The organism is Enterococcus sp. AZ071 (assembly GCF_050499065.1).
GTDB classification, from domain to species: domain Bacteria; phylum Bacillota; class Bacilli; order Lactobacillales; family Enterococcaceae; genus Enterococcus_A; species Enterococcus_A ferrettii.
The window spans coordinates 3,728,676-3,750,232 of record NZ_JBIPAS010000001.1 but is presented as its reverse complement, the minus strand read 5'-3'; the positions used below and the strand labels follow the sequence as shown (position 1 = coordinate 3,750,232).

Annotated in this window: 20 protein-coding genes; all 20 read right to left on the bottom strand. The window is 39.3% G+C overall.

Translation table 11 applies throughout. The features are described from left to right. Window positions 1-765: 765 nt before the first annotated feature. Entirely contained in the window at window positions 766-1,830 is a 1,065-nt protein-coding gene (locus IGI49_RS18135; RefSeq protein WP_429962839.1) for a hypothetical protein, read from the bottom strand. A 442-nt stretch (window positions 1,831-2,272) separates the two neighbouring features. Continuing rightward, entirely contained in the window at window positions 2,273-3,235 is a 963-nt protein-coding gene (locus IGI49_RS18130) for an ankyrin repeat domain-containing protein (RefSeq protein WP_429962838.1), read from the bottom strand. Window positions 3,236-3,247: 12 nt separating this feature from the next. Continuing rightward, window positions 3,248-3,409 (bottom strand): hypothetical protein, encoded by a 162-nt coding sequence (locus IGI49_RS18125; RefSeq protein ID WP_207703599.1) that lies wholly within the window; start codon window positions 3,407-3,409, stop codon window positions 3,248-3,250. A 231-nt stretch (window positions 3,410-3,640) separates the two neighbouring features. After that, window positions 3,641-4,063, bottom strand: a complete 423-nt coding sequence (locus IGI49_RS18120; protein WP_429962837.1) for a hypothetical protein — start codon at window positions 4,061-4,063, stop codon at window positions 3,641-3,643. A gap of 674 nt (window positions 4,064-4,737) precedes the next feature. Further along, the gene (locus IGI49_RS18115) at window positions 4,738-5,802 is read right to left on the bottom strand and encodes a hypothetical protein (protein ID WP_429962836.1); all 1,065 of its coding nucleotides are present in this window, start codon (window positions 5,800-5,802) and stop codon (window positions 4,738-4,740) included. A gap of 588 nt (window positions 5,803-6,390) precedes the next feature. Beyond that, complete coding sequence (locus tag IGI49_RS18110) at window positions 6,391-7,152, bottom strand: winged helix-turn-helix domain-containing protein (protein ID WP_429962835.1); 762 nt, start codon at window positions 7,150-7,152, stop codon at window positions 6,391-6,393. Between the two features lie 17 nt (window positions 7,153-7,169). Next, window positions 7,170-7,913, bottom strand: a complete 744-nt coding sequence (locus IGI49_RS18105) for a recombinase family protein (RefSeq protein ID WP_429962834.1) — start codon at window positions 7,911-7,913, stop codon at window positions 7,170-7,172. Further along, complete coding sequence (locus tag IGI49_RS18100) at window positions 7,910-8,089, bottom strand: hypothetical protein (RefSeq protein ID WP_207702200.1); 180 nt, start codon at window positions 8,087-8,089, stop codon at window positions 7,910-7,912. Before IGI49_RS18100 ends, IGI49_RS18105 begins: the two co-directional genes overlap by 4 nt. 21 nt (window positions 8,090-8,110) lie before the next feature. Beyond that, window positions 8,111-10,804: a hypothetical protein gene (locus IGI49_RS18095; RefSeq protein ID WP_429962833.1), complete on the bottom strand. Its 2,694-nt coding sequence runs from the start codon at window positions 10,802-10,804 to the stop codon at window positions 8,111-8,113. Window positions 10,805-10,921: 117 nt separating this feature from the next. Then, on the bottom strand, window positions 10,922-11,566 hold the full coding sequence (locus IGI49_RS18090) for a hypothetical protein (RefSeq protein ID WP_429962832.1): 645 nt from the start codon (window positions 11,564-11,566) through the stop codon (window positions 10,922-10,924). Further along, window positions 11,566-12,480 carry a hypothetical protein gene (locus IGI49_RS18085; RefSeq protein ID WP_429962831.1) on the bottom strand — a complete coding sequence of 305 codons (915 nt, stop codon included), beginning with the start codon at window positions 12,478-12,480 and terminating at the stop codon, window positions 11,566-11,568. The genes IGI49_RS18090 and IGI49_RS18085 overlap by 1 nt, the downstream gene beginning before the upstream one ends. Then, window positions 12,477-13,259, bottom strand: a complete 783-nt coding sequence (locus tag IGI49_RS18080) for an LPXTG cell wall anchor domain-containing protein (RefSeq protein WP_429962830.1) — start codon at window positions 13,257-13,259, stop codon at window positions 12,477-12,479. Before IGI49_RS18080 ends, IGI49_RS18085 begins: the two co-directional genes overlap by 4 nt. A gap of 27 nt (window positions 13,260-13,286) precedes the next feature. Then, the gene (locus IGI49_RS18075) at window positions 13,287-14,543 is read right to left on the bottom strand and encodes a hypothetical protein (RefSeq protein WP_429962829.1); all 1,257 of its coding nucleotides are present in this window, start codon (window positions 14,541-14,543) and stop codon (window positions 13,287-13,289) included. 55 nt (window positions 14,544-14,598) lie between these two features. Next, a complete protein-coding gene (locus tag IGI49_RS18070; RefSeq protein WP_429962828.1) occupies window positions 14,599-15,549 on the bottom strand; it encodes a signal peptidase I in 951 nt (316 codons plus the stop codon). A gap of 16 nt (window positions 15,550-15,565) precedes the next feature. After that, a complete protein-coding gene (locus IGI49_RS18065; protein ID WP_429962827.1) occupies window positions 15,566-16,645 on the bottom strand; it encodes a glucosaminidase domain-containing protein in 1,080 nt (359 codons plus the stop codon). Then, window positions 16,635-16,934: a hypothetical protein gene (locus tag IGI49_RS18060; RefSeq protein WP_429962826.1), complete on the bottom strand. Its 300-nt coding sequence runs from the start codon at window positions 16,932-16,934 to the stop codon at window positions 16,635-16,637. Before IGI49_RS18060 ends, IGI49_RS18065 begins: the two co-directional genes overlap by 11 nt. After that, complete coding sequence (gene lepB / locus IGI49_RS18055; protein WP_429964940.1) at window positions 16,931-17,374, bottom strand: signal peptidase I; 444 nt, start codon at window positions 17,372-17,374, stop codon at window positions 16,931-16,933. Before lepB ends, IGI49_RS18060 begins: the two co-directional genes overlap by 4 nt. Before the next feature lie 60 nt (window positions 17,375-17,434). Continuing rightward, a complete protein-coding gene (locus IGI49_RS18050) occupies window positions 17,435-18,565 on the bottom strand; it encodes a hypothetical protein (protein ID WP_429962825.1) in 1,131 nt (376 codons plus the stop codon). Between the two features lie 18 nt (window positions 18,566-18,583). Continuing rightward, the gene (locus tag IGI49_RS18045) at window positions 18,584-19,414 is read right to left on the bottom strand and encodes a hypothetical protein (protein ID WP_429962824.1); all 831 of its coding nucleotides are present in this window, start codon (window positions 19,412-19,414) and stop codon (window positions 18,584-18,586) included. 396 nt (window positions 19,415-19,810) lie between these two features. After that, complete coding sequence (locus IGI49_RS18040) at window positions 19,811-20,917, bottom strand: tyrosine-type recombinase/integrase (protein WP_429962823.1); 1,107 nt, start codon at window positions 20,915-20,917, stop codon at window positions 19,811-19,813. Between the last annotated feature and the right edge of the window lie 640 nt (window positions 20,918-21,557).

Sequence of the window (21,557 nt, the reverse complement as noted above, 5' to 3'; positions counted from 1 at the left end):
AAGAAATCCTAAAAATACAATCCTCCAAGGTGCATTTTATTTCAATTCAAAAATAGAAAACACTTTGTCTTTCGTTTTTCTATCCAAAAACTTTAATTTATAAAAGAATATTGACGAAATTTTTCCAATATACTATAATTCGAATAGAAAGAAATTATTTGTTTTTATTAGGTTTTTCCTAGAATTAAACAATCAAAGAAAATCAACGAACGATATATTTAGGCTTGAAATAAAAAGGGATCAAGCTTTTTTATATTACAACTAAATCGAACACTTTTCACCTTTTCATTATATTTTTCATTCAAATTCGTTCTTTAGGTCATCTATCAGCAAACGATTGCTAATTTATAAACATAATTACGATACTGTTTTTTAAAACCTCATAATCCTAGAAATTATTTCGACTTTAATCTTGTGACAAAAAACAACCATTTCTTTAGCTGAAAGACCTACTTCTTACTAGTCTCATACTTAACAATTTTATTTTTCTATGTACTTTGCTATGTTTTCTGATAGCTTATTATTTATTCCCGAAACTTACAAAAGCACTTTAATCCGCACATAATCCTCGGTTATCTTTGTACCTTCTTATGCTTTTTTAATTCGAATTGTATTGCTATATTTCTGATACTTATTCTAATTTCCGACTTCTAGTAGGATTTTTTTTTGAACAAACTGATACTTGCATGTCTTTAATAGGAGACATTATTTCTTAAAAAAAAATCCCGAACTCCGAAGAGCCCAGGATGTTTGTTAACTATAGTGTTATATTACTTCTTGACTCAGCAAGGCTTCTAAACGAGCAAACTGCTCATCGGTAAGATAGGGCGAATAGGCACTTAGTAGTGCTTGACGTTGTGTCTCATCTAATTCTGACATATTTGCTTCAAACTGCTGGTAAACCACCTCAAATTGTTCGTCCGACAGCTCTTCTATCTCGTCCTCTCCCTGAGCAACCTCACCAGCTACACCGCTCATCGCTTGCGGTACAAAGAGATCATCCAGTTCTTCAGCTGGAACAATGTCCTGCTCTTTTGGAATTGAAATAGTTGTCTTCTTTTTACTTGGAGTGAGTACTACTTTCATCGTCATCTTCTGTTCTGAATCCCGCATCTTTACAGTGCAATCGGTCTTCAAAGTTTTTTTGTTTATTTTCATCGTTAACGTCATATTGTGTAGACTCTCTTCAGTATCTGCACCCAAATCAAAGCTTTTAGCTATTTCTTCCAAATCCTTGCTGCTAAAGGTATGAGAAACGGTCTCGCCCTCACTCTTAAAGCTGTCTTCCTTAGCTCTCCCTAATAATTTGTTCATTTTACTTCTGACTTCCTTAGGCTCAAGCGTAGCCTTGTCGTCATCAGCTGCTTTCATTTCTTCTGGATCAATCGCAATGTATTTTCCTTCTAAGTCATTTAATTGCTCCTGATCTACTTCAGCTGACCTGCCAAAGCTGTCCATAAAAGTCAGCATCCCGTCAATAAACGAAGTAGAAAGATAGACTTCATTCCCTTTTCCAACCATTTCAATAGGCATCGTGTTATCAAATGCTTTTACATCCGCCTCAAAACGAAAGCTCTCATCCTTGGCATTGTACTGATAGTCCCCATTGACTGACATATTTTTCAAGCTTTCACTTAACATGCTGGCCCAAGCTGCTCCAGTGGTCTGATTCATTTGAAAATCTGTAATTGATAGCTCAAATTTTCCAGCATTGTACTCTTCACTGCTCAGTGAGTCATAGGCACTTATAAATTCTTCTTTGGGACTTTTGCTGCAAGCACCTAATAATACTACTACCCCTAGTAAAACAATCCATTTAACCCTTTTCATTTTCTTCTCCTCCAAACCTTTCTTCACTTTCTGCCGAATACGACAAGGAAAGTACACCCAACTAACTGATTCTTCTTACAGTATACCCAGTTATTGAACGTAATCAAAGCTTGCTCGACAGAAATTTATTCATAGAAAACTCCCTGCTTGAATCTGGATATAAATTAATTGGACTTTACAACAGATTAGTGTAGAAATCCTTACAAACATTCAGGACCTTACGTAACAGGAAGTTGCGTGCTTTTCTTTTAGAGTTTTCTGTCCTACATTTTCAGCAATGTGTGTGAGCATCCATTGTTGTTTTATTTCCCGAATGTCCCGATTGAACAAGATGTCTACATAGGCTCTTTTGAACTTCCTATAGAGAATTTTGCAAAGTTCAAGTACAAGTCAGCTGCTCATTTGACCTTCGTTTCTAAATTTATTTTTATACCTTAGCGGCTTAATTAATTAGAACAAAATCTGAAATTTTCTTTCTTATTGAAGCATCATTTATTTTCGAAATATAGTTTTGGACAGTAAACCCTTTAGCATCTCTTACTTGAGTATCGGCTCCATGAGCAATTAAATATTCGACAATTCTAGCATTGCCATATTCTACTGCAAATAGTAAGGCTGTTTTTCCCTCTGCATCTCTAAAATTGACATTCGAATTATTTTGGATAAGTAATTTAACTATGTCAAAATTATTATAACAGCTTGCTATTATTAACGGCGTATTCCCAGCATTATCTGTTTGCTCCACATTTGCAGCGTTCGATAGAAGAAATTTTACTATCTTCGTTACTCCTTCCGCTGAAGCTGCGTACAATAAAGTCTGACCTTCATCGTTGGTCGAATTAACAGAGCAGCCCTCATCCACCAGTAAACTTATTACATCTACATTTCTAGATTGCAGGCTCCAATAAATAATTGGTTCATTTCTGTAGGAAAGCTTTGGATTAAACTTATTTGCTAACATCACCTTTAAATTTTCTACTTCACCATTTGTAACCGCTAAAGCCAACATCTCGCCTTCAGTAATAGAATCAATTTTTTCACGATTATTTTCGATCAATATGCTTACTATTTTAGAGTCCGCAATACTGGCTGCCAATCCAAAGGAGTTTATCCTACTGCTATTTCTAAGGAATGGATTAGCATGATTTTTTATAAGCAACTTGACTATCTTCTCATCGTTATCTCGGATAGCCCAATTTAACAGGGTGTTATTGTCTTCATCCAAGCTGTTGATTGCCATGAAATAAAGATTAGGGCTATCAATACTATTTTTCAAATTTGAGTATAATTGCTGCATATTGTTTTCCATTCTATTTCCCTTCGTAATAAACTTTTTCTGAGTTAATCCCAACCAAACTTTGAAACCGTTTGATACTTGATGGTGTGTCTCATCTAATTCTGACAAATTTGCTCCAAACTACTGATACAGCATCTCAAATTCTTCATTCGTCAGCTCTTCTATCTCTTCATCTCCCTGAAAAAATTCTCCAGATATACCACTCAGATCCTGCGAGTCAGAAAGTTTATCTAGATCTTCTTCGGGAACAATATCCTGCTCTTTTGGTATTAAAATAGCCATCTTTTTTTATTTAGAGTGATTACAGCTTTAATCGTCTTTTTTTGTTCTGAATCTCGCATTTTTACAGTACAATCAGCTTTCAAACCTCTTCAGTATTTGAACTCAAATCAACACTTTTAGCTAGCTTTTCTAACTTTTTTCGGAAAGTAGATTTGTGTTTATCTTGTCTTCTGATTAGTATAGATAACCTGATACGCCGGAGAGGAATAAACGAGAAAAATACTTAACTTATTAAGTAATAAATAGAAATAAAGCATTAAAGAGTAACACTATAGTTGAAATAACAAGTAAAATGCATTTTTCTATCCTAGAACTTCTACTGAAGATAATTCTAAGGATCGCACTTGCAATAAACAGCATATTGATGGTAAGAAATAGGCTTGCGATTGCAGTATTTATGTTTGAATCATTCGGATCAATTCGTTGAGCAAATGATAGAATTACGACAACGAGGTAACAAACCAATAGACTTGTACAGACTACGTAAACAATGATTTCGATTAGAATTTGACAGCGTTTGTTGTATTTTTTGGTTTTCTTATTGATTACACGAGTGATTAAATCATCAATTGGCTCAAATATAATCGTCAACATAGCCTCTCCAAATACTCCAAAAAGGACTTCAAAGAGAACTCCCAAAAGAACTTCAAGCATGGCAATGCCTCCCCTGAAAAATTACTCATCAAGTAGTATGTTCTATTATTTGCTGTCCAGTGCAAATTATCGGTTGAATATGGTTGCCCGTTCCTCTATCACATAAAAAGAAGCTATTCTTTGATTCCTGTCGCTCACGCCATACAATATCGAACAATAAAATCTACTCAACAGTTAGGAATCAACGCGTTTTGATAAGCTTGCGAGTTATTCTCAAGCGATCTTTCATATCACTGTTTTCTCGTTAATATGTTTTGTGACAAAAGAGATGAGATCATTATTTCTCATACATAAATTTGTTTTCCAACAAACTATGAAAAATCTTAGGAGGTTTGGTAAAACCGAGAAGTTCCGCAAATCAAACTCTTCAAACTCATAGCCAAAATATATTGATCGGTTCCATTGTAAATATGGACTTCATCATTTCCAAGTGTAATTTGATCGACTTTTTTTGTTAAGTTGATAGGATCGAATACAGAAGATGCTTTTTAATCTGGTGTATCTTTTTAACAAAAAAACTTCATGTAATTTATAGTTGTCCTACTATACATACAGTACGCTTAATACACCTTATCTTATTTTTTAATGTAGTCATTGTTTATAGAAAAAACATTCTAGATTTCAAAAAGTATAAGATGCTTGATAACTTATTTTTAAACTTTGGATTGTAACCACTATTGATTCAGCAAAGATTCCAAACGGGCAAACTGCTCATCATTAAGATAAGATGAATAGGCGCTTAGTATTGCTTGACGATGTGTCAGATCTAATTCTGAGAAATCTGCTTCAAGCTGCTGGTACAGCATCTCAAATTCTGCATCCGTTAACTCTTTTATCTCTTCATCATCCTGAACAGCTCCACTATGTACACCGCTCATGATTTGAGGATCAGAGAGAATACTTAATAATTCTTCAACTGACATAATATCCTTCTTCTTTGGTAATGAAAATGAACTATCCGCCTTGTTTTTACTTGGAGTGATTATTGCTTTAATCGTCTTCTCTTGTCTCGAATCCAACATTTTTACGGTACAATCAGTTTTCATCGTCTTTTTATTAATTTCCAATGTTAAAGTAGTGTTAAGCATATCCATTTCAAGGTTCCTACCAAAATCATTATTTTTATCCGCTTTTTTTGTATTTTCTTCGTTAATAGTATGAGAAATAGTGTCTCCATCAATTTTAAAGCTCTCTTCTTTAGCATCCTTCAGTAAATCATATATTTTATCCCTAACTCTACTAGAATCCGGCATATTCTTATTATCTTCAGCTGCTTTCATTTCTTCTGAAAAAAGTTTAATATATTTTCCTTCTAAGTCATTTAACTGCGGCGGATTTACTTCAGTAAACATATCAAAGCCATACATGAAGGGTATCATCTTTTGAATGGATGAAGCAGAAAGATAGCCGTTACCTTCTTTTCCAACTATTTCAAAAGGTACCATTTTATCATATAATATTATGTTCCCCTCATAACAGAAGCTTTCGTCTTTCTCAATGTGTTTGTAGTCCCCCTTAATTAACATGTTTTCAAAGTTTTCACTTAGTTGACTACCCCAAGCCTCTTTAGTGGTTGGATTTATCTGAAAATCTATGACCGATACTTCAAATTTTCCAGCATCATACTCTTTACTAGTCAACAAATCATAGGCGTCCATAAATTCCTCTTTTGGGCTCTTACTACAAGCGCCTAAAAGTAAGACCATTCCAAACAAAACCATTATTTTGACTCTTTTCATTTTCTTCTCCTCCAAACATGTTTCTTCCTTCTCTGTTACCTGTAAAGAAAGTGTCACTAGCCGAGTGAATAATCCCTCCATTTAGCTTTTTGACGATCTCAAAAACTCAAATTATACTACTCTATTTCTCATCAAATCAACAGACTATCCAGCTTACGATGTTTCCGAATACATCCAGAAGAGTTTTCCTTGTTTAATTAGTGATACGCAGGCTCTAGTCCCGTTCCCACTTGGTGATGGTTTTATCGTCTTGATAGCCGACAGCCTGAAAATCATAGAAGCAACTGTCTTTTCACTTTACCAAACAACTTTTTGTGATCCGTGAAATCAATGATATTCTCGTGTAATACCGCCTATTGTTGTTAGTTCAAGTCTAACAGCAGGTACTTTGATCATCTAGCCGCTTTACTATCTTATGGTAACGATTTTTAGTATGGGATGCTCAAAATCAAAATCTGAAACTAGCATAAAAAATTAAATAACTGAACGATTATATTCTATCATCAAGAATAGAAATTCAATCGTTCAGCTTTACTTCGTCTTTTCTTTAACCAGATTTTTTAGATTAGTCTCTTTTTCCTTTCTAATTTAAATGACCGACTGAGGAGAAAGTAGCGCTGCTTCTTGTTCCTCGTTTAACCAGCGTTGGTAAAAGTCTTCGTTTAGCTTGTAGCCTCTTCCCCATAAGGTGGTGATAATCTCATGGGTCATATCAGTTTGCTCAAATTTCACTTTAATTTTATTAATCAAGCAAGACAACTGGCTCATGTTGGAAGAGGTCTGTCCGTCCTCCCATAGGTATTCGCACAATTCTTTTCTGGACAATACACCACCATGACTTTGTGCCCACAATAATCGATCAAATACCTTCTTCTCCGTCTTGGAAAAGCTCTTGTGAACCTTTCTCAATACGCCAGCTGCTTCAGTGGTAACCTCACTGATTGGAAAATTCAAAATTTGATTGGCACTCACTCGTTGGTCTTCTAGTAACCTGATTGCTTCTACTAGCCCCTCTCTAAGTTCTTGTATAGTAGGACTTTTGGTAATCCAATGATGAATCCCTTGTTCCTGCCACGCAGCCTGTTCACTGGTAGGTAATGATTCCCCTACCCGAATAACTGCTAACGCGTAAAGACTTAATGTTGGCAGGAGCTGTTCAGCTTCACTATTGCTTACCGTTTCGCTGATAATCACTAGATGGAAATAGGAAATAACTGGAGATATTCTTCCTTGTTGCAAGGACTGAATCAAATCAGCCGAGCATAGAACTTCATAATTTAAATAATGAAGCTGTTGGATTAATGGTTCCTCAGATAAAACATTTTTCGTTAAAATAAGTACATGTTGCATGGGGATTCACCTTCTCTTCAAATTTTTGATGCTTTCTTCTCTTTTATAGGTGGCTTCACCTCGGTTTCTTCGGTGTCGATTAAGACATTCCACAAGATAACCAGTGTGACAACCACACAAATGACTACTTGAATCCATAGTTGATCAAAATAGGATTCGGCCAATTTAATACTAAAAATTGCCAGCAGGAAACAAATCACTAAGATGATTGCTAGTTGAACTTGTTTTAGTTCTTGTTGCACACGGTAAACAGTCTCTATCGGGACTCGTTTTTGTTGTGCCACTTGACGAACCGAACTCTTTTCTACCAATAACCAAATCATTTCACGATAAAGCTTACGTGCTTCCGGTTCTTTGCTGAATAAAGAGTAAGCATCTTTACTGCGATCTCGTTCCTTCCCGGCTTTCACCAACACTGGATGAAGCAGTCGATCATTGCGTAACGACCATCGGAAGACTTGGTGCCACTCTTCAATCGTGAGTTGGGGAAGATTGAGTACATCTAATGATAGTTCTTGTGTTTCTAACTGATCTAGGCAAGCCAGCAGCTGTCGATAATCTCGGGAAACAACTTCCCACGAAGCGATTACTAGATGATCACCTGGTTGAGCGAAATTCATTAAGGCTTGGAATTCACTTGTCGGTGAACGCAGGGCTTCCACTTCTTGCGCCCCATCAGAAAATAGTTCGTCAACTGGGTAATCCTCCAGCATATCCAATTGTTGGGTCAGTTGGTACCCGCGTGCATAGCCAAGTTTCATCGTGTCCTTCCTCTTTCTGTTGGAGTTTTTCGTTTAACATTACTCGGTTGCGGTCTTCTCGACAGCAACCGAGTCACCTTTTCCTGCAAGTCTTGTTGGCTTCGCATCAGCGAGAACAGCAGATAGCTTTGAACCAATACGATCAGGCCTAACACTAGTAATAATAGATAGACCATGTTCTGTCTCGCCTCTTTTGTTTACCTAGTTGTAATTCTTCCCAGATCATTTTTCTTGTAGTCCCAGCTGTAGGGTTGTGGATTTCTGCCAATTTCAGTTGGGCTGATATATATAGTGATAAAGTATCCATCAACCATCTCCATCTCAACTCTAGGTCGTTCAAAATCTCCACCATAGATCGCCAGGTTGCCTTGATGGTCTGCTCCCATCGGATCATTAGGGTCGTCCAAATGACGTTGAGTGAAGAAATGACCTCTATATTCATAAAATTCGGGCAAGATTAAGTTGAGTCTTAATAGATCCCCATCATCCGTCATATGCTTTGTACTTACCGCAAACATTTCAAAATCAGGAACCTCATCATTATTTTGGGACGGTATTTGTACTTGTATCAGTTGATTAGTATCTTCAGTATAGTTCCCACTATTTACGTCGAACAACGATGTTTTCAGATTCAAATATCCCTCTTCTGGACTAACTAATTGATTCTCAGGCTCCAGTACAACTTGGCGAACATGCAGCATTACCTGCCTGTTAGCATAAATGAATGCTCCCTCTTGAAAATCTTTCGTAACAGTATATTGGTCTCCAAGAGGTATTGGAGGTATCATTTCACCGTTTCGATCTCTATGTTCCAAAAATGTGAACAATTCAAAATCATTCGGCTGTGCTGTGATTTGGCCCCCTATTCTTAGCTGCTGATCGTAAAGGATGTCTCCTTGAGCAAAACGTTGGAATTGGCCAAACCGTTCAGTATAAGCTTGGATGTTAATCTTTTGAGGGATACTTGCATTCCAGCAAAAATCATTCACACTTTCTTCTCCTTCTTTTTCATGAAGAATTACTTTGACTCCCCCCTCTTGATTAACTGGATCAGCTATAGAAAAAAGTAAATTTTCTAAAAAGTTGGCTATCACACTTTGTTCATTGTTATCCTTAATTACAAACGAATAAGTATTGTAATTTACTTCGGTGGTATCGTGTGATTTCGTCCAAGTATTTGGTAAAACTAATGTGTTGTAATTATCTATACTTACATTTTTGGGAACTTGGATATCTAATACTTCCATTGTTTTATCTACGTCATCCTCTAAGGACACTTCTACTAATTGATGACGGTTTTCTGTTCGTTCGATTTCAAAATCAACTGGTTGAGTGATATCTCTGATTTGTTGACTGGCCACCTCACTCACATTGTTTGCACGATCCACAGCAACTATATGAACATATCTCCCAGAAGTATTTTTCTCTGATAACGTAAAAGTTGTTGCGGTTTCGTACCTCACTGAATCATCATTTGGTGCTACATAAAGGTCGAAATCACTAGTTTCTATTCGACCCAAAGCATTCTTTTTTGCTTCTACTTGGGCAGCTAAAGTCGAGATAGAAGAATCCGATACTTCGTAGAAATATCCAGCAATATTGCTAGTAATCGTTTCTCTCACCCTATGTGAATTTTTTACGCCATCATTCTTCGTATTCGCTTCAATGTACCATTGATATTCTTTTCCTCTGTCAGTAGCATCTACTCGAATGTTCACATTATCTTCGTCTCCACATCGAATGAAAAAATCCGGCTGATCAGGTGCTACATTATCTAAAACCGTATAATCGTTAGCATTTGATTCTTCTGTAATTTGTGCCAAGTTGTATAGAGTATTAGCAATTATTTTTCTTTCATCAGTAGTTGATTCGCCATCTATCTGCCCCGCCATATGCCCCGTTTGAATCATGCCAGCATTTCCATTTGTTACTAGATAAAAATTGGTAGTTGAATCAGGCTCCATAAAAGCCTCTGTTCCCATACTAATAGAATAATCTGTGAACTCTAGCCAAATAGTCCCATTATGCAAACTTCCGGCTACTTGTCCAAAAGTATGAGTTTGTGGAATCTCAAGTTCCATATCATCTTCAAATTCGTGAGGATATTTCATTAAATAGCCATTGTTTATAATAGTAACTTTTTTTGAGGATGGAAAACCTTCTTTCTCCTCATATTGGTTTCTCAATCCAATCCCTAAATACTGAGCTAAACGATTATTTTGACTTAGATCAGCGGTAACTCCTCCCCAATTTCTCGTATTTCCAGATAGCACATCATGTCCCACCAATAATCCTCTGCCAGCTTCAATAAATTCAATAAGTCTATCCACTGCGGTTTCATTAAAAGAAACATTATTATTCGCATTTGCTGTTCCTACAAAAATAACGTCATATCGATATTCTCCCTGGGCATCCCTTAAATAACTATCGGGATTATCATTAAAATTTGACATAGAAATTGGCGTAACATTGATCAATCCTTTACCTATATCCGGATCATGCATCCACTCTTGAATCATAGTTTCATAAATCTCTGGAGAATCCGGAAAAATGTTCAAAACTTCAATTTGTTGTCCATACCTAGCAGAGCGCAGATCCCAATTGGTCCCATCTTCTGATTGATATATACGATAGCCTTCTGAACTTAGGTCAGGAATATCAGCCCAATCTAACTCAGCATAGCTCTTTTGGTCTGTACTATCCCAACGATTATCTGCGGTTAGTCGGAAATCTCCGGCAGTTACTACTTCAGAGGCTTCGATCTTTTCTTTTTTAGAAGTATCTTTATTAGTAAAAAATACAAACATTCCAGCAACAACCATCATGGGTACTAAAATTCCCAAAACGATTCGAGAGTGGTAAGTCGCTCTTTTTTTCTCCTCATTTGTCATTTCTTATCCATTCCTTTCTTTTCAACACTTATCAAATCAATGTTCTACTTGATAAAACACTCACCTCATGAGTGTTGTTTCTTCATAAATACTGGATACAGTGGGGAAACTGCATCCCTAATTTTCGGTCAATGCTTCTAATGCATTATCCACTGCTTCTAATGGTGAATCTGCTTCAGGTGTGTTTCCTTGCCACCAGGCATCGCGATAGGCAAACTGTGCACAATTGATTGTTTCCACCTTCAAGGATATCGTCAAGGTTGTCTGATGGTAGCGATCACTTAACTGCTCCGCCAGCCTTACCGACTCGAACAAATAACTTGTCCTATCTCCAGAATCCAATCGTTTGTTGTAATAGTAATACCCATCACCACCATCGATCCAATCACCTACAACCATTCCTTCTAGTTCAATACTCGTACCAATAGGTAATGGCAGAACTTGTTCATTTTGTGCATCTCCCACAATACTCTTTCGAACCTCAGGTAAGATCATGACGCGTACAAACTGTCTAATCGTTCCAGTATTTTCGATTCGTACTTCTTTAGGAATTGACTGGTCTTTGGGTATTTCGGTCATGGTTTCGTCAAAATGTTCCTCAAAAATCCTTGTTTCTACCTGTCCAACCTGAAAGTCATTTTCTTTACGATCTTGAGCAGTCATGGCTGCATACACCAGATAACTCCCTCCAATTAAAAGCAGAAAGCAGATAACACCTATCACAAGGTAAAAACGACGGTGAATTTTTCTTTTTTGCTTCATTATCCTCCGCCTCCTTGATTGCTTTTACTCATAAAAACCAAATGATCTTTGTATATCTCTTCTACTGGACTGTCGGCAATTCCCCAATCGGTTAAAATGGATTCGGTTATATCATGAGCATCCATTTCAGGCACCAGCTTGTACAAAGCACCCTTGTACTGATTGGCATAACCCGCATCTAAGGTAATACTTTCCAATAGATTGACCGTTAGATTCTCTCTTTGAGGGGTTAATGGATCATCCTTTGACTGCAAGACTTCAGAATAGTAGAAAAAACCCTCATGGTAAAACCAATAGTTTTCTTCTCCAACTGTATCGTCAGGATCATCAAAAACCTTCGCTGTTTGAAAGTTCAACTGAAAGGCAGACAAAGGTTCTGTTCTTGCCGCTCCATAAAGGTAGTCGCGATCTTGTAAACTAACGTTGGCTACGTAATGCTTCGTTCCATCAACTGAATAAACATTGCCAACCGCCCAGGTACTTGTGTCCTTTATATCAATCAACGTATCATTCTGCTCATCCAATTCATGAAGGGTCAAATTCGCATTCCCGTTTAGAAGATTGACATCCTGCCGATGATTGTCGGTCGTATCTACTTCAAATCCTACAAAAAATTCTTTAAAAGAGAGCCGGACAATCGCTGGTGTTTCCCCGTCATTCTTCACTCGAACTGCCTTCGTTTGGGTTGTCCCGGGGGCCCAATGAAAGACTTGGTTGAAGTCTTCGTCAATTCGAGCAGATAATTGTTTACGTGTCGCTTCACTACGATTCACTCGTTCATCATCAGAAGTAATCCAAGCATACGTACTGCCTATAATTAGAAGTAAACTCAACACGATAGAGAAGCAGGCAAACAGGGCTTTACTTTTAAGAAATACCCGAAATAAATGACGTCGTTTTTCCTTTTGGTTCATTCCTGCTCCTCCTCTCGGCGCTTCTTCCATAGAAACAAAACAATTAGTACCAACAACATCCCACTCAGAAACATGTACACAATTTCTTCTCCCGTTTGCGGCAATCGTTTGCCAGATCCGGAGGCTTGGGGATTGCCTCCAGTATTTGTCAAGTTACCGTGATTAGGTTCTGACCCGATTCCAGAATCAGATGGAACTGTTGGTGTTGATGAGTCGGAAGACGAAGGTTCCGTTGGCTTAGTTGGTGATTGATCCCTCGTACCCACAAACGTCCAGTAAAACTCTAACTGACTTTGTTCCCGCAGGTCTTCATTCGTCAGACTGGAGTCTAGAGTAAATGTTGCGGTTAACAGCTTATCCGTGCCATATTTACAAATGCCCAATTCCAACGGTGTCTTCGACCAGTCAAATTCACCATTGCCTAACAACGGTCCCTTGTAAAGCTCTTTCCCGTCCAGCACTAACATCATTGTGATATGCTCTTTCCATAAAACAGAGCCACTGGAGGAAAACTCTTCAACCAGTAATCCTAAGGAAAAAGGTTCTTCCAAATCCAAACTGCGTATAGTGATTTCCTTTTCATAAGTTTCACCTGGGAGAATATCCTGTAAATCAATGTAATACTCTCCTTCAGAAGTGACATAAATCCCTTCTGAATCGGCGATGACTAAACCTGGCGGTAATGTACTCACCGCTTCACTGACTACCCCGTGGCCAAAAGACAGGAGGAAAAGAGAAATGCCCAATAAACGGATAACCATTGATTTTAGGTAGTTCATACACCTCCTCCTCTCCAGTCCACATGCTTATGCTCCGATACGAGCAACCAATTGTTGCACAATTTCATCGGTATCACTACCAGTTGTTACACCATCTAAATCCCAACCAGCTGAATCCTTCAATGCTTCTTCCGTTGCTTGGATTGCTTCCATTTTCACGACTAAATCATAGGTAGCATTCGTATATTCGCCGCCCAAATCTTTGTCATAGATCAATTTTTTCAATAAGTCAGGTGTCGTCGCGCTTGGTTTCAATGGCTCAGTGAAGTAAAACCAACCATCATCTTCGTTGTAGACCCATTTAGTCGCTGCTAAAGCGCCAACTGTTGTAATATCCGTACCATATCCGATTCGAATGTGGGTTTTGCTTAAGCCGATCTTATCTGCTTGAACACCCTTCACATCGTTATCAGCCAACGGAATTTGATCCGCATCCGTTGCTGGCGCTGGTGTTGGAATGGAAGCAATTCCTAACGTTCCAATTGTGTAGTCGTAATCCACTCCATGACGATTTCCTGTGGTTCCTAGCAAAGCATGACCGGTAAGCGTGTTGTCTTTATTTGGTAAAGAAGACTTCGCCCAGTTCACCACTGCGTTTTCGTAGCCACCTGCGTAGTAACTGTATTTCAAATCACTAACTTCGAATTCCCAATCTGCCGCAGAAACAGCTCTGTCTGCAATAGCATCTGTTGGCGAAATGGTATACTGCATTGCTTGGTATTCTCCAGTCGCATATTCATGAACAACGACTGCTTCATAGCTTACTGAGCGCTCACTTGTCGTAGGATCAATCGTTAACCCACCTTTAACAAACAACTTCGTGTCTGCTTCTAATCCAGTTACTTGGGTACTTGGATCTGTCACTTCAGAAAAGCCATTCGTTGCACTGATTTTATCTGCGCTGTATTTTACAGGCACATGAGAAGTTAGTGTATTCGTAGCACTCGGATCATATTTTGCCCCTGTTACCGTGTTGTCTCCATGAGAAACAACGCCTTTGCTCGCTAAATGTTTCAATACTTCTTCATAAGAAACCCGAACAAACACATTGGCATTCCCTGTATTGGTGACACTTACTTCCTTCGTTGCTTCGGTTCCTGGAACCATTGGTTTTGGTTCCCATTTTTCATTGACGGTCACACTGTCGTCAACCACTGCAGCTGACTCCACTCGGTTAATCCGTTGTTGTTGTGACGTGATCCAGGCAAACGTCCCTGAGATTACCGCAACTAGTGCAAGCAATGCGGCAATGGCCAACAACTTTTTCTTTTTACGTTCTTTCATTTCTTTTCTCCCCTTAATTTGTATTTTTTATATAAACATTTGTATGAGACAAATGTTATATCCTTGATGGTTGGTGTGACGGATGGCTGCTCTTTTCTGGTGGCAAGAAGTACGCCTTCAATACTAGGAAAAAGCCAAAGGTGGATAAGGCACAGACTAGACACAACCAGACGTTTGTTTGTATAAAGGCTAAAAAGGTGCCCATCTTAGGGATAACAAACGTAACTTTGCCGTAAACCCGATCCGCTGCTATGGGCGGATCATTGGTTTTGTTGGCATCTCCTTTGGTAACGATGTACTCCCCTTTTTCTCCATTCAATTCATCTAGGCGTTCCACCACCCTGTGTGTTAAGTAACGATCTCCTTCGCCTACCCGAAACGTTACGACATCCCCTTCTTTGACCTCGGAACCATTCATCAACTTGACGATCACGATATCCCCTGCATAGAAGCCGCCTTTAGGCGAGTCTGCCTGCGGAGCCATCGAATCCGTCAATACCTGATAAAAGCGATGACCCAAAATGGCTGCATCGGATTTCTCACTAAAGGCAAACATTAAGGAACTCAACAGAATCCCAATCGTCAATGTGTAGAAGAACAGGTTATAAGCAAACAAAAAGATCTTGCGGTTTGTAGATTTCTTTGCCTCTTGCAAAGGCGGGACCCTTTGTTGAGTTGGTCTAGGTCGTTGCGGTCTTGGCCTCGATGGTGCCATCTGTTCTCGTTCGTATCCATAGTTATCGGGTCGCGGTCGTGAATACCCGTTTCGGTTTGGCCGTCCCCTTGGTGGATAAGAATCTCGCGAAGAGGGGACAGTACGACGTGAGTGCCCATTTTCTCGCCCTCGATTAGTTGTTCGTTGAGGTGGATAGGATCTCCGATCATCGTATTCTTCTTCGTAATAGTCATTTCTTCTAGCTGGCCTACGGTTAGAAAGAGGGCGCTCATGATACGACGATTCGTTATAATCATCCTCGTACTCTCGATAGTCACGTTGTCTCGACATAATTCCCCTTCTTTCATTAGACAAGTTGGTTTCCCGACAGCTGCTTGGCTGGTCGCTGGGCAGTTGGTGGGATCACTACTACTGATTGCGTTGTCTCATTGACGATAATCGGTTGATCCACAGTTTCATTAGATACTTCAACTGTTGGTTTTTCTTCTGAATGATCTTCTAATCCCACGGGATTATCAGTTGGTTGTTCTTTCTCTGCTTCAACACTTCTCGCTAGATCTTTGTCATAGATCGTTAAATTGTATGCTTCGATTAGAGCGATCAATTTCTTATCGTAAGTCGTATCCGTCGCATATTTTCCAGTTAAAGCTTTTGCCGCTTCTTGATAACTCCCAGCATTCGACTTCCATGTTCCTTGATAGAAACCAACATTGCCTGAGAGACCATTTTTCAAAAGTGCTGCATAATCTTCCAAAGATTCTTTATAGCTTGGATACTGCCGAAAAGCAGATTGAATTGTATAGAGCTCCCCATTCCCTTTATCTTCCTGTGTTTTGAAAGACACTTCTTTTCCTTGATAACTTCCTTTAATTCCAAACAGATTATAATAAGGTGATCGAGCCAGTTGACTGTTGCCTGACCCTGTTTCTAAAATGGCTTGAGCAATCATGACGGAAGCATACAGCTCTTCATCCCATGCAATTTGTTGCGCTTCTTTTCCAATGAGTTGAATGAAGGACTCAGTGGTTTGATTTTTACTCACTGAAAACTGATAATTTTTTTCTACTTTTTCTATTGGAAGCGGCGTCTGAACTTTGCTTACTCCTTCTGAGACTATTGAGTTTGAAATAGTTGGCTTTTCCGTTGTTTTTTCACTCTCTGTTGAACCTGTGAGTGAATCGATCGTTTTTTTCTTTTCCTGTTCGCTGCTTTCACTTTCTTTAATAGAAGAAGCGGTTGATTCCGTGACTTCTTTTCTCACTGTACTGATAACAGTAGACGCGGTTATCACCTCTTGAATCGTTTCTGATTGAGAAGACAACAGGTTTTTCGTTTCTGCCACTACCATTTGTTTTATTGATTGTTGCCACCAGATAAATGAACAACTAACTAGTACAAAACCTTTCAACAGAATTTTAGTCTTCATTGGGCCTCCGCCCTTCTGTTGGTCGGCCTCTCGGTTTTCTTGATCGAACAGATCGTTTTAATGTCTGCAGTGTGGAGTGAAAATGCAAAGCTGTCATTCTAAGGTAAATGGCTAGCAACATTAACAATAGTAGTAAGAACAATTGACTGACTGTCACTACTTCCTGGAAATCCGTAAAGTAAAAGAAAATCCCTAAGACAACGACACCAAGCAGAACTACCAACGAAAACAACCAGTAAATCCAATACCAAAAGGTATACCATTCGATTTTTTCCTGCAGTGTCTTCATTTCTGATCGTTCCCCTCTTGGACAATCCCTAAGATTTGAGGCTCGGTAATTAAACCAAAATGGCGACTGTCATAGGACAACTCCCGATTATCCCCTAAGATAAAGTAATAGCCTTCCGGGATTCGGTCCCTGGAAAAGTTATCCCAGTTAAAGTCTTCCGTTTCTTGGGCAAAAGGATCATTTACCCGTTTTTTATTGACAAATAATTTACCGTTGTGATAATCAATCCGCTCTCCTGGTAGGCCAATCACCCGTTTTAAATAGGTCCCTTCTGGGTTTTCTGGCGGATGTAAGACAATCACATCGAAGCGTTTAGGTTTATGATGGGCGCTAATTTGAATCACTTCCTCTTCCTTAAAGGTGGGGGACATCGACTCCCCACTGACAGAATATTTAGGATACAACCAATGATAGGTCTGAAAAAAGCTAAAGAATACCAGGTATAGTCCGACAAAAAACAGCGCGGCTTTTGCTGGAAATGTCCCGCGTTGACTCCTACCTCAACCAGCCTCCTTGGCATCTTTTACTGGGGTATCTCGCTGTTCCCGCATAAACTTCTCTAAAACCGAACTTTCTCCTTGCAGTAAATCAAAGTATGCTGCTTTGCCTAGTAGGTTGTCATAATCCATCTTCATTAATTTGACATACGGCTTTCGAAACCACGGCCTGGCATGAATCTGGGCTCGAGATTCAATCACCTGGCATTCATACAACATAAAATGAATATCTCGAGCAGAGAAATTAGCTTTAATCTGCTTGACCTGATCTCGTTCATAGACTAGCTGGTTGGCCGTCACTATCATCTTTTCAGTTTTACTCACCAAGTCTCCATTTAAATGCCACATCTGTTCCAAAAAACGAGCCTTTTGTAATAAGTAGGTGTATTCTCGCAAACTAATCCTAAGACGTTTGTCCCAGTTGCTTTCTTCTTTCTGTTCCTGCTTAAAGTACTGGATACCGCTGTGGAGCATTGAAAGCTCCAATTTCTCAATGACCAGCTCCAGCTTTTGATTCACGGCTCGCAGGCGGGCTTTGCTTTGACTCTCGAGGTTTTCTTCCTCTTTTTGAACTCTATCTATTGATACTGCTTCTTTGGCTTGATCTGCAGCTATTGTTACAACTGGCTTTTTCATTGCTTTTCCCATTTGTTGTGCAGCCAGTTCCTGAAAAAGCTGCTCTGCTCGCTTCAACGCTTCCTCTGGTGTCAAAGCAAATTGTTGCGATAAGCTCTCTTCTAGTTGAACTGCAAAAGGAAATCCTTCTTTTCGAAAGGTCAGTGGCACAAAATCAAAGCGATAGACTTGTCGCCCATACTTGGCTTCTTCGGTTTGCGCCTTCAGCCAAGCAAATTGGGGAAAGAACTGTTGAATGACTTGCCAGAAAGCGTGCCAATCAAATTCGTTAGGTTCTAACAACAGCTCTAAGTGATAACTGCCATCCATCCAATGAAATAATTGTTGAAAATGTGTCCGAATTTTTTCCCTTTGGTGTCCATCTAAACTACCTTCTGGCGCATACAAATACTCACAAGATTTTTCGATGGCCGCCAATAAATCCGTCTCAGCCAAACTAGTGGTCATCTTTGGTGCTGGTGTGGGATACAGTGTTACTTGTGTCTGTTTCGTCTTCACTGTGGATCATCCCTTCTGTTACTCGTCATCTAATAGATGATCGCTGTTCGCTAATAATTTGACGAAGAATTGAGCCGTTTCGTCTTGAACGGAACGTAGGCGCTTGCGGTAATTCTTAATTTCCTGCTTCATCACTCGCAGCTCCAAAGCCGCATCGTGCATCAGTTGTTGGGCTTCATGCTCGGCTTGATGGCGGATACCGTTGGCTTCGTATTCTGCTCGCTCCAAGATTTCCCGTTCTTGTTTCTTGGATTCCACTAAAATACTCGCTAATTCATCCTTCATCGCTTCATTGGCTGACAGTTTCTTTTTTAGTTGGTTAATTTGTTGCTTAGCTTCTGCTAATGCAGCCGCATCTCCTGCTTGTCCATCTAATTCCTGATTCAATTGTTCTAGCTTCTCCTTCAACTGAGTCAGCTGATCTCCTCGTTTATTCAGTTGATTCTTTAGTTGCTCATTGACAACTTTTTGATCTTGAAGCTGCTGTTCTTTTTCAGTTAAGGTAGTAGCCATACCCGTAAGCTCGGTTTGTTTGACTTCTAATTGATGCTTCAATTGCGCAACAGTTTCTTCCAGTCGTTCCACTTCCTGTTGCAGTGGCTGTTCCTTTTCAGCAGTTGTATTCTCTTGTGCTGTCTGATCTTCTTTGTATTCTTCTATTCGTTGCCGCGAACGTCTGCTTCCCCGTTCGTATTCGTTATACGATTCACTTGGTCGCTCATACCCTTCTTCTGGATAAGAATCGTACCCGTAGTCCTCTTCATAACCTTCTTCGTACTCATCATAGTAGTAATCTTCCTGTGGTCCTTCTTGAGAATCCGCTCTCTTCTGCTTTCTTAATCCAAACATCTATTATTTTCCCTCCAGCTCTGTAAAAAATAGGTTTTGCTATATTCTGTCCATTCCTCTATACTTTTACTAGACAATTACTAGGCAATGGCACGCAGTTCTTTCCTAGTCTAAGCTAGACTAGGAAACCCATCGAAAAAGCCCATAGGGACAACAAAAAATCAGCTACCTGTTGACGGCAGCTGACGGTTTAACCACTCAAAAAAAATAGTAATATTTTTTATTAAATAACAATCACTCTAACTAATTTGCACAATTTTAAAATAACGTATGTTATCCAAAGGTTTTTATCTCTTAAATAGGTTTAAGAGATCCTCTCCATCCGAGTAAACGCTTACTTGAATTATCCAAAACAATTCTCTTCCTAAAAGCTTTTTTCGTTATTTTGAAAACGTTTTACAGGATAGTTTCTTCCATTTGTGCCACCACTTGGATCCGTTGTTCCACGAGTGTACCCGCGTAGGTGTCCAAAGTCATTTGGGTTGAGCTGTGCCCCAACAAGGCACTGACACTCATGATATCTCCTTGGCTTTCTAAACAACGCGTCGCAAAGGTGTGCCGCAGCTGATGAAAATGAACATGAGATAACCCGGCTTTCTCGCGGATGCGATGGAAATGATAGGTTAACAACCGCGGCTCCCATGGACGATGGTTTCTGCAGAAGACAGCGGGGCCTTCCGCCTGCTCTTTGTGCTGTAGTAACAGCTGTTTGACCGCTTGACTCATGGGAATGGAACGGGTGGATGTCGCTGTTTTTGAACTGCTATAGAGCAATTCCGTTTTTCGTCCATTATATACACCGAAAATGCGTTGGAACGTTGAGTGAACATGAATCAAATTATTGTCAAAATCAATATCCTGCCATGTGAGGGCAGAGATTTCACCAATCCGCAAGCCGGTATGCAGAGCCAGCACTGTAGGTAATCCCTGACCTTTTTCTTCCATTAATGCGATCGTTTCCAGTTGTTTTTGTTCTTGCCTCGTGAGGGCCTGGTTTCTATTTTTCACCACTTTAGGCAATGGAATCAACCCAAAAGGGTTTTCTTTGATCAGCTTTTTGCGGATCGCTTGGTTCATGCATTGCTTGGTAATCCGGAAAATGACGTGAATCGTCGAAGGCTTTAGCGACTGTTCCATCAAAGAGGCTAACAACTCCTCTGCCACTGCTTCATCCAATTCGTTCAGATCGTAATGCCCGATCACCGACAGAACATAATGAACCAGCTTGTGTTCATAGTTGGCATAAGTGGATGGCTTTACTCCCGGCTTCACCTCTTGTAACCAGCGATAGCCCCATTCATTCAGGGGAATGGCTGCTTCTCCTTGAATTGTCTGAACTAGTTGATACTTCATTTTCAGGGGATAGAGCTTTGCCCGCACTTCCTGAAGGGTTTTGCCGTACACTGATCCATACTTAGATTTTCCATTCGATTTTGTGCCTTTCCGGTAGCGGCCTTCCCAGCGTTTGTCCTTGCGGCGATAGATATTTTCGCCTCTGCGCATGTGTGACCATCCTTTCTCTTTGACGGTAAATTTGACGGTAGATAGAATTACGCCTTCTTTCCGCTTTTTCCTGCATAGATTCGAAGAGTTATCTCCTAGATGGGGAAAAAGGGAATAAGTAAATAATCATTTTAATTATTTTTATAAAATATATTGCGTAATCATTCCCGATAACCTATAATTAAAACAACAGATGTGTGAAAAATGAAAGATAAACACACGAAATGACGACCAACCTCCTAGTCTAGCTTATACTAGGATTTTTTTATGTCTACGTAGCATTCTTTCACTTTTGATTAACATTAGTTTTTTAGTTTTTCCGTATTGTATCCCTTAATCTTTTTTAACTTAATGATTCAAAATGATTATTCTTATTTTAAAAAAAGAATTTCCATCGGATTATATCACAGGTTCCGTTTAATTAAACATAAACTTTACATCACTTTCAAAATAAATGATGGAAATTATTTTAACAAAAGAGCGGATTTATCAGGTAAAATTGGAATACGTCATAGTATTCATTCCTATGACAAATGATTTCATCAGGCTGTTAGAGTCGGGAAAAGCATGGAAACCGTACCTGTTTAGATGAGGGGCCTCTCACGATCAAGCGAAAGAAATAACTCGTTGATACGCGATC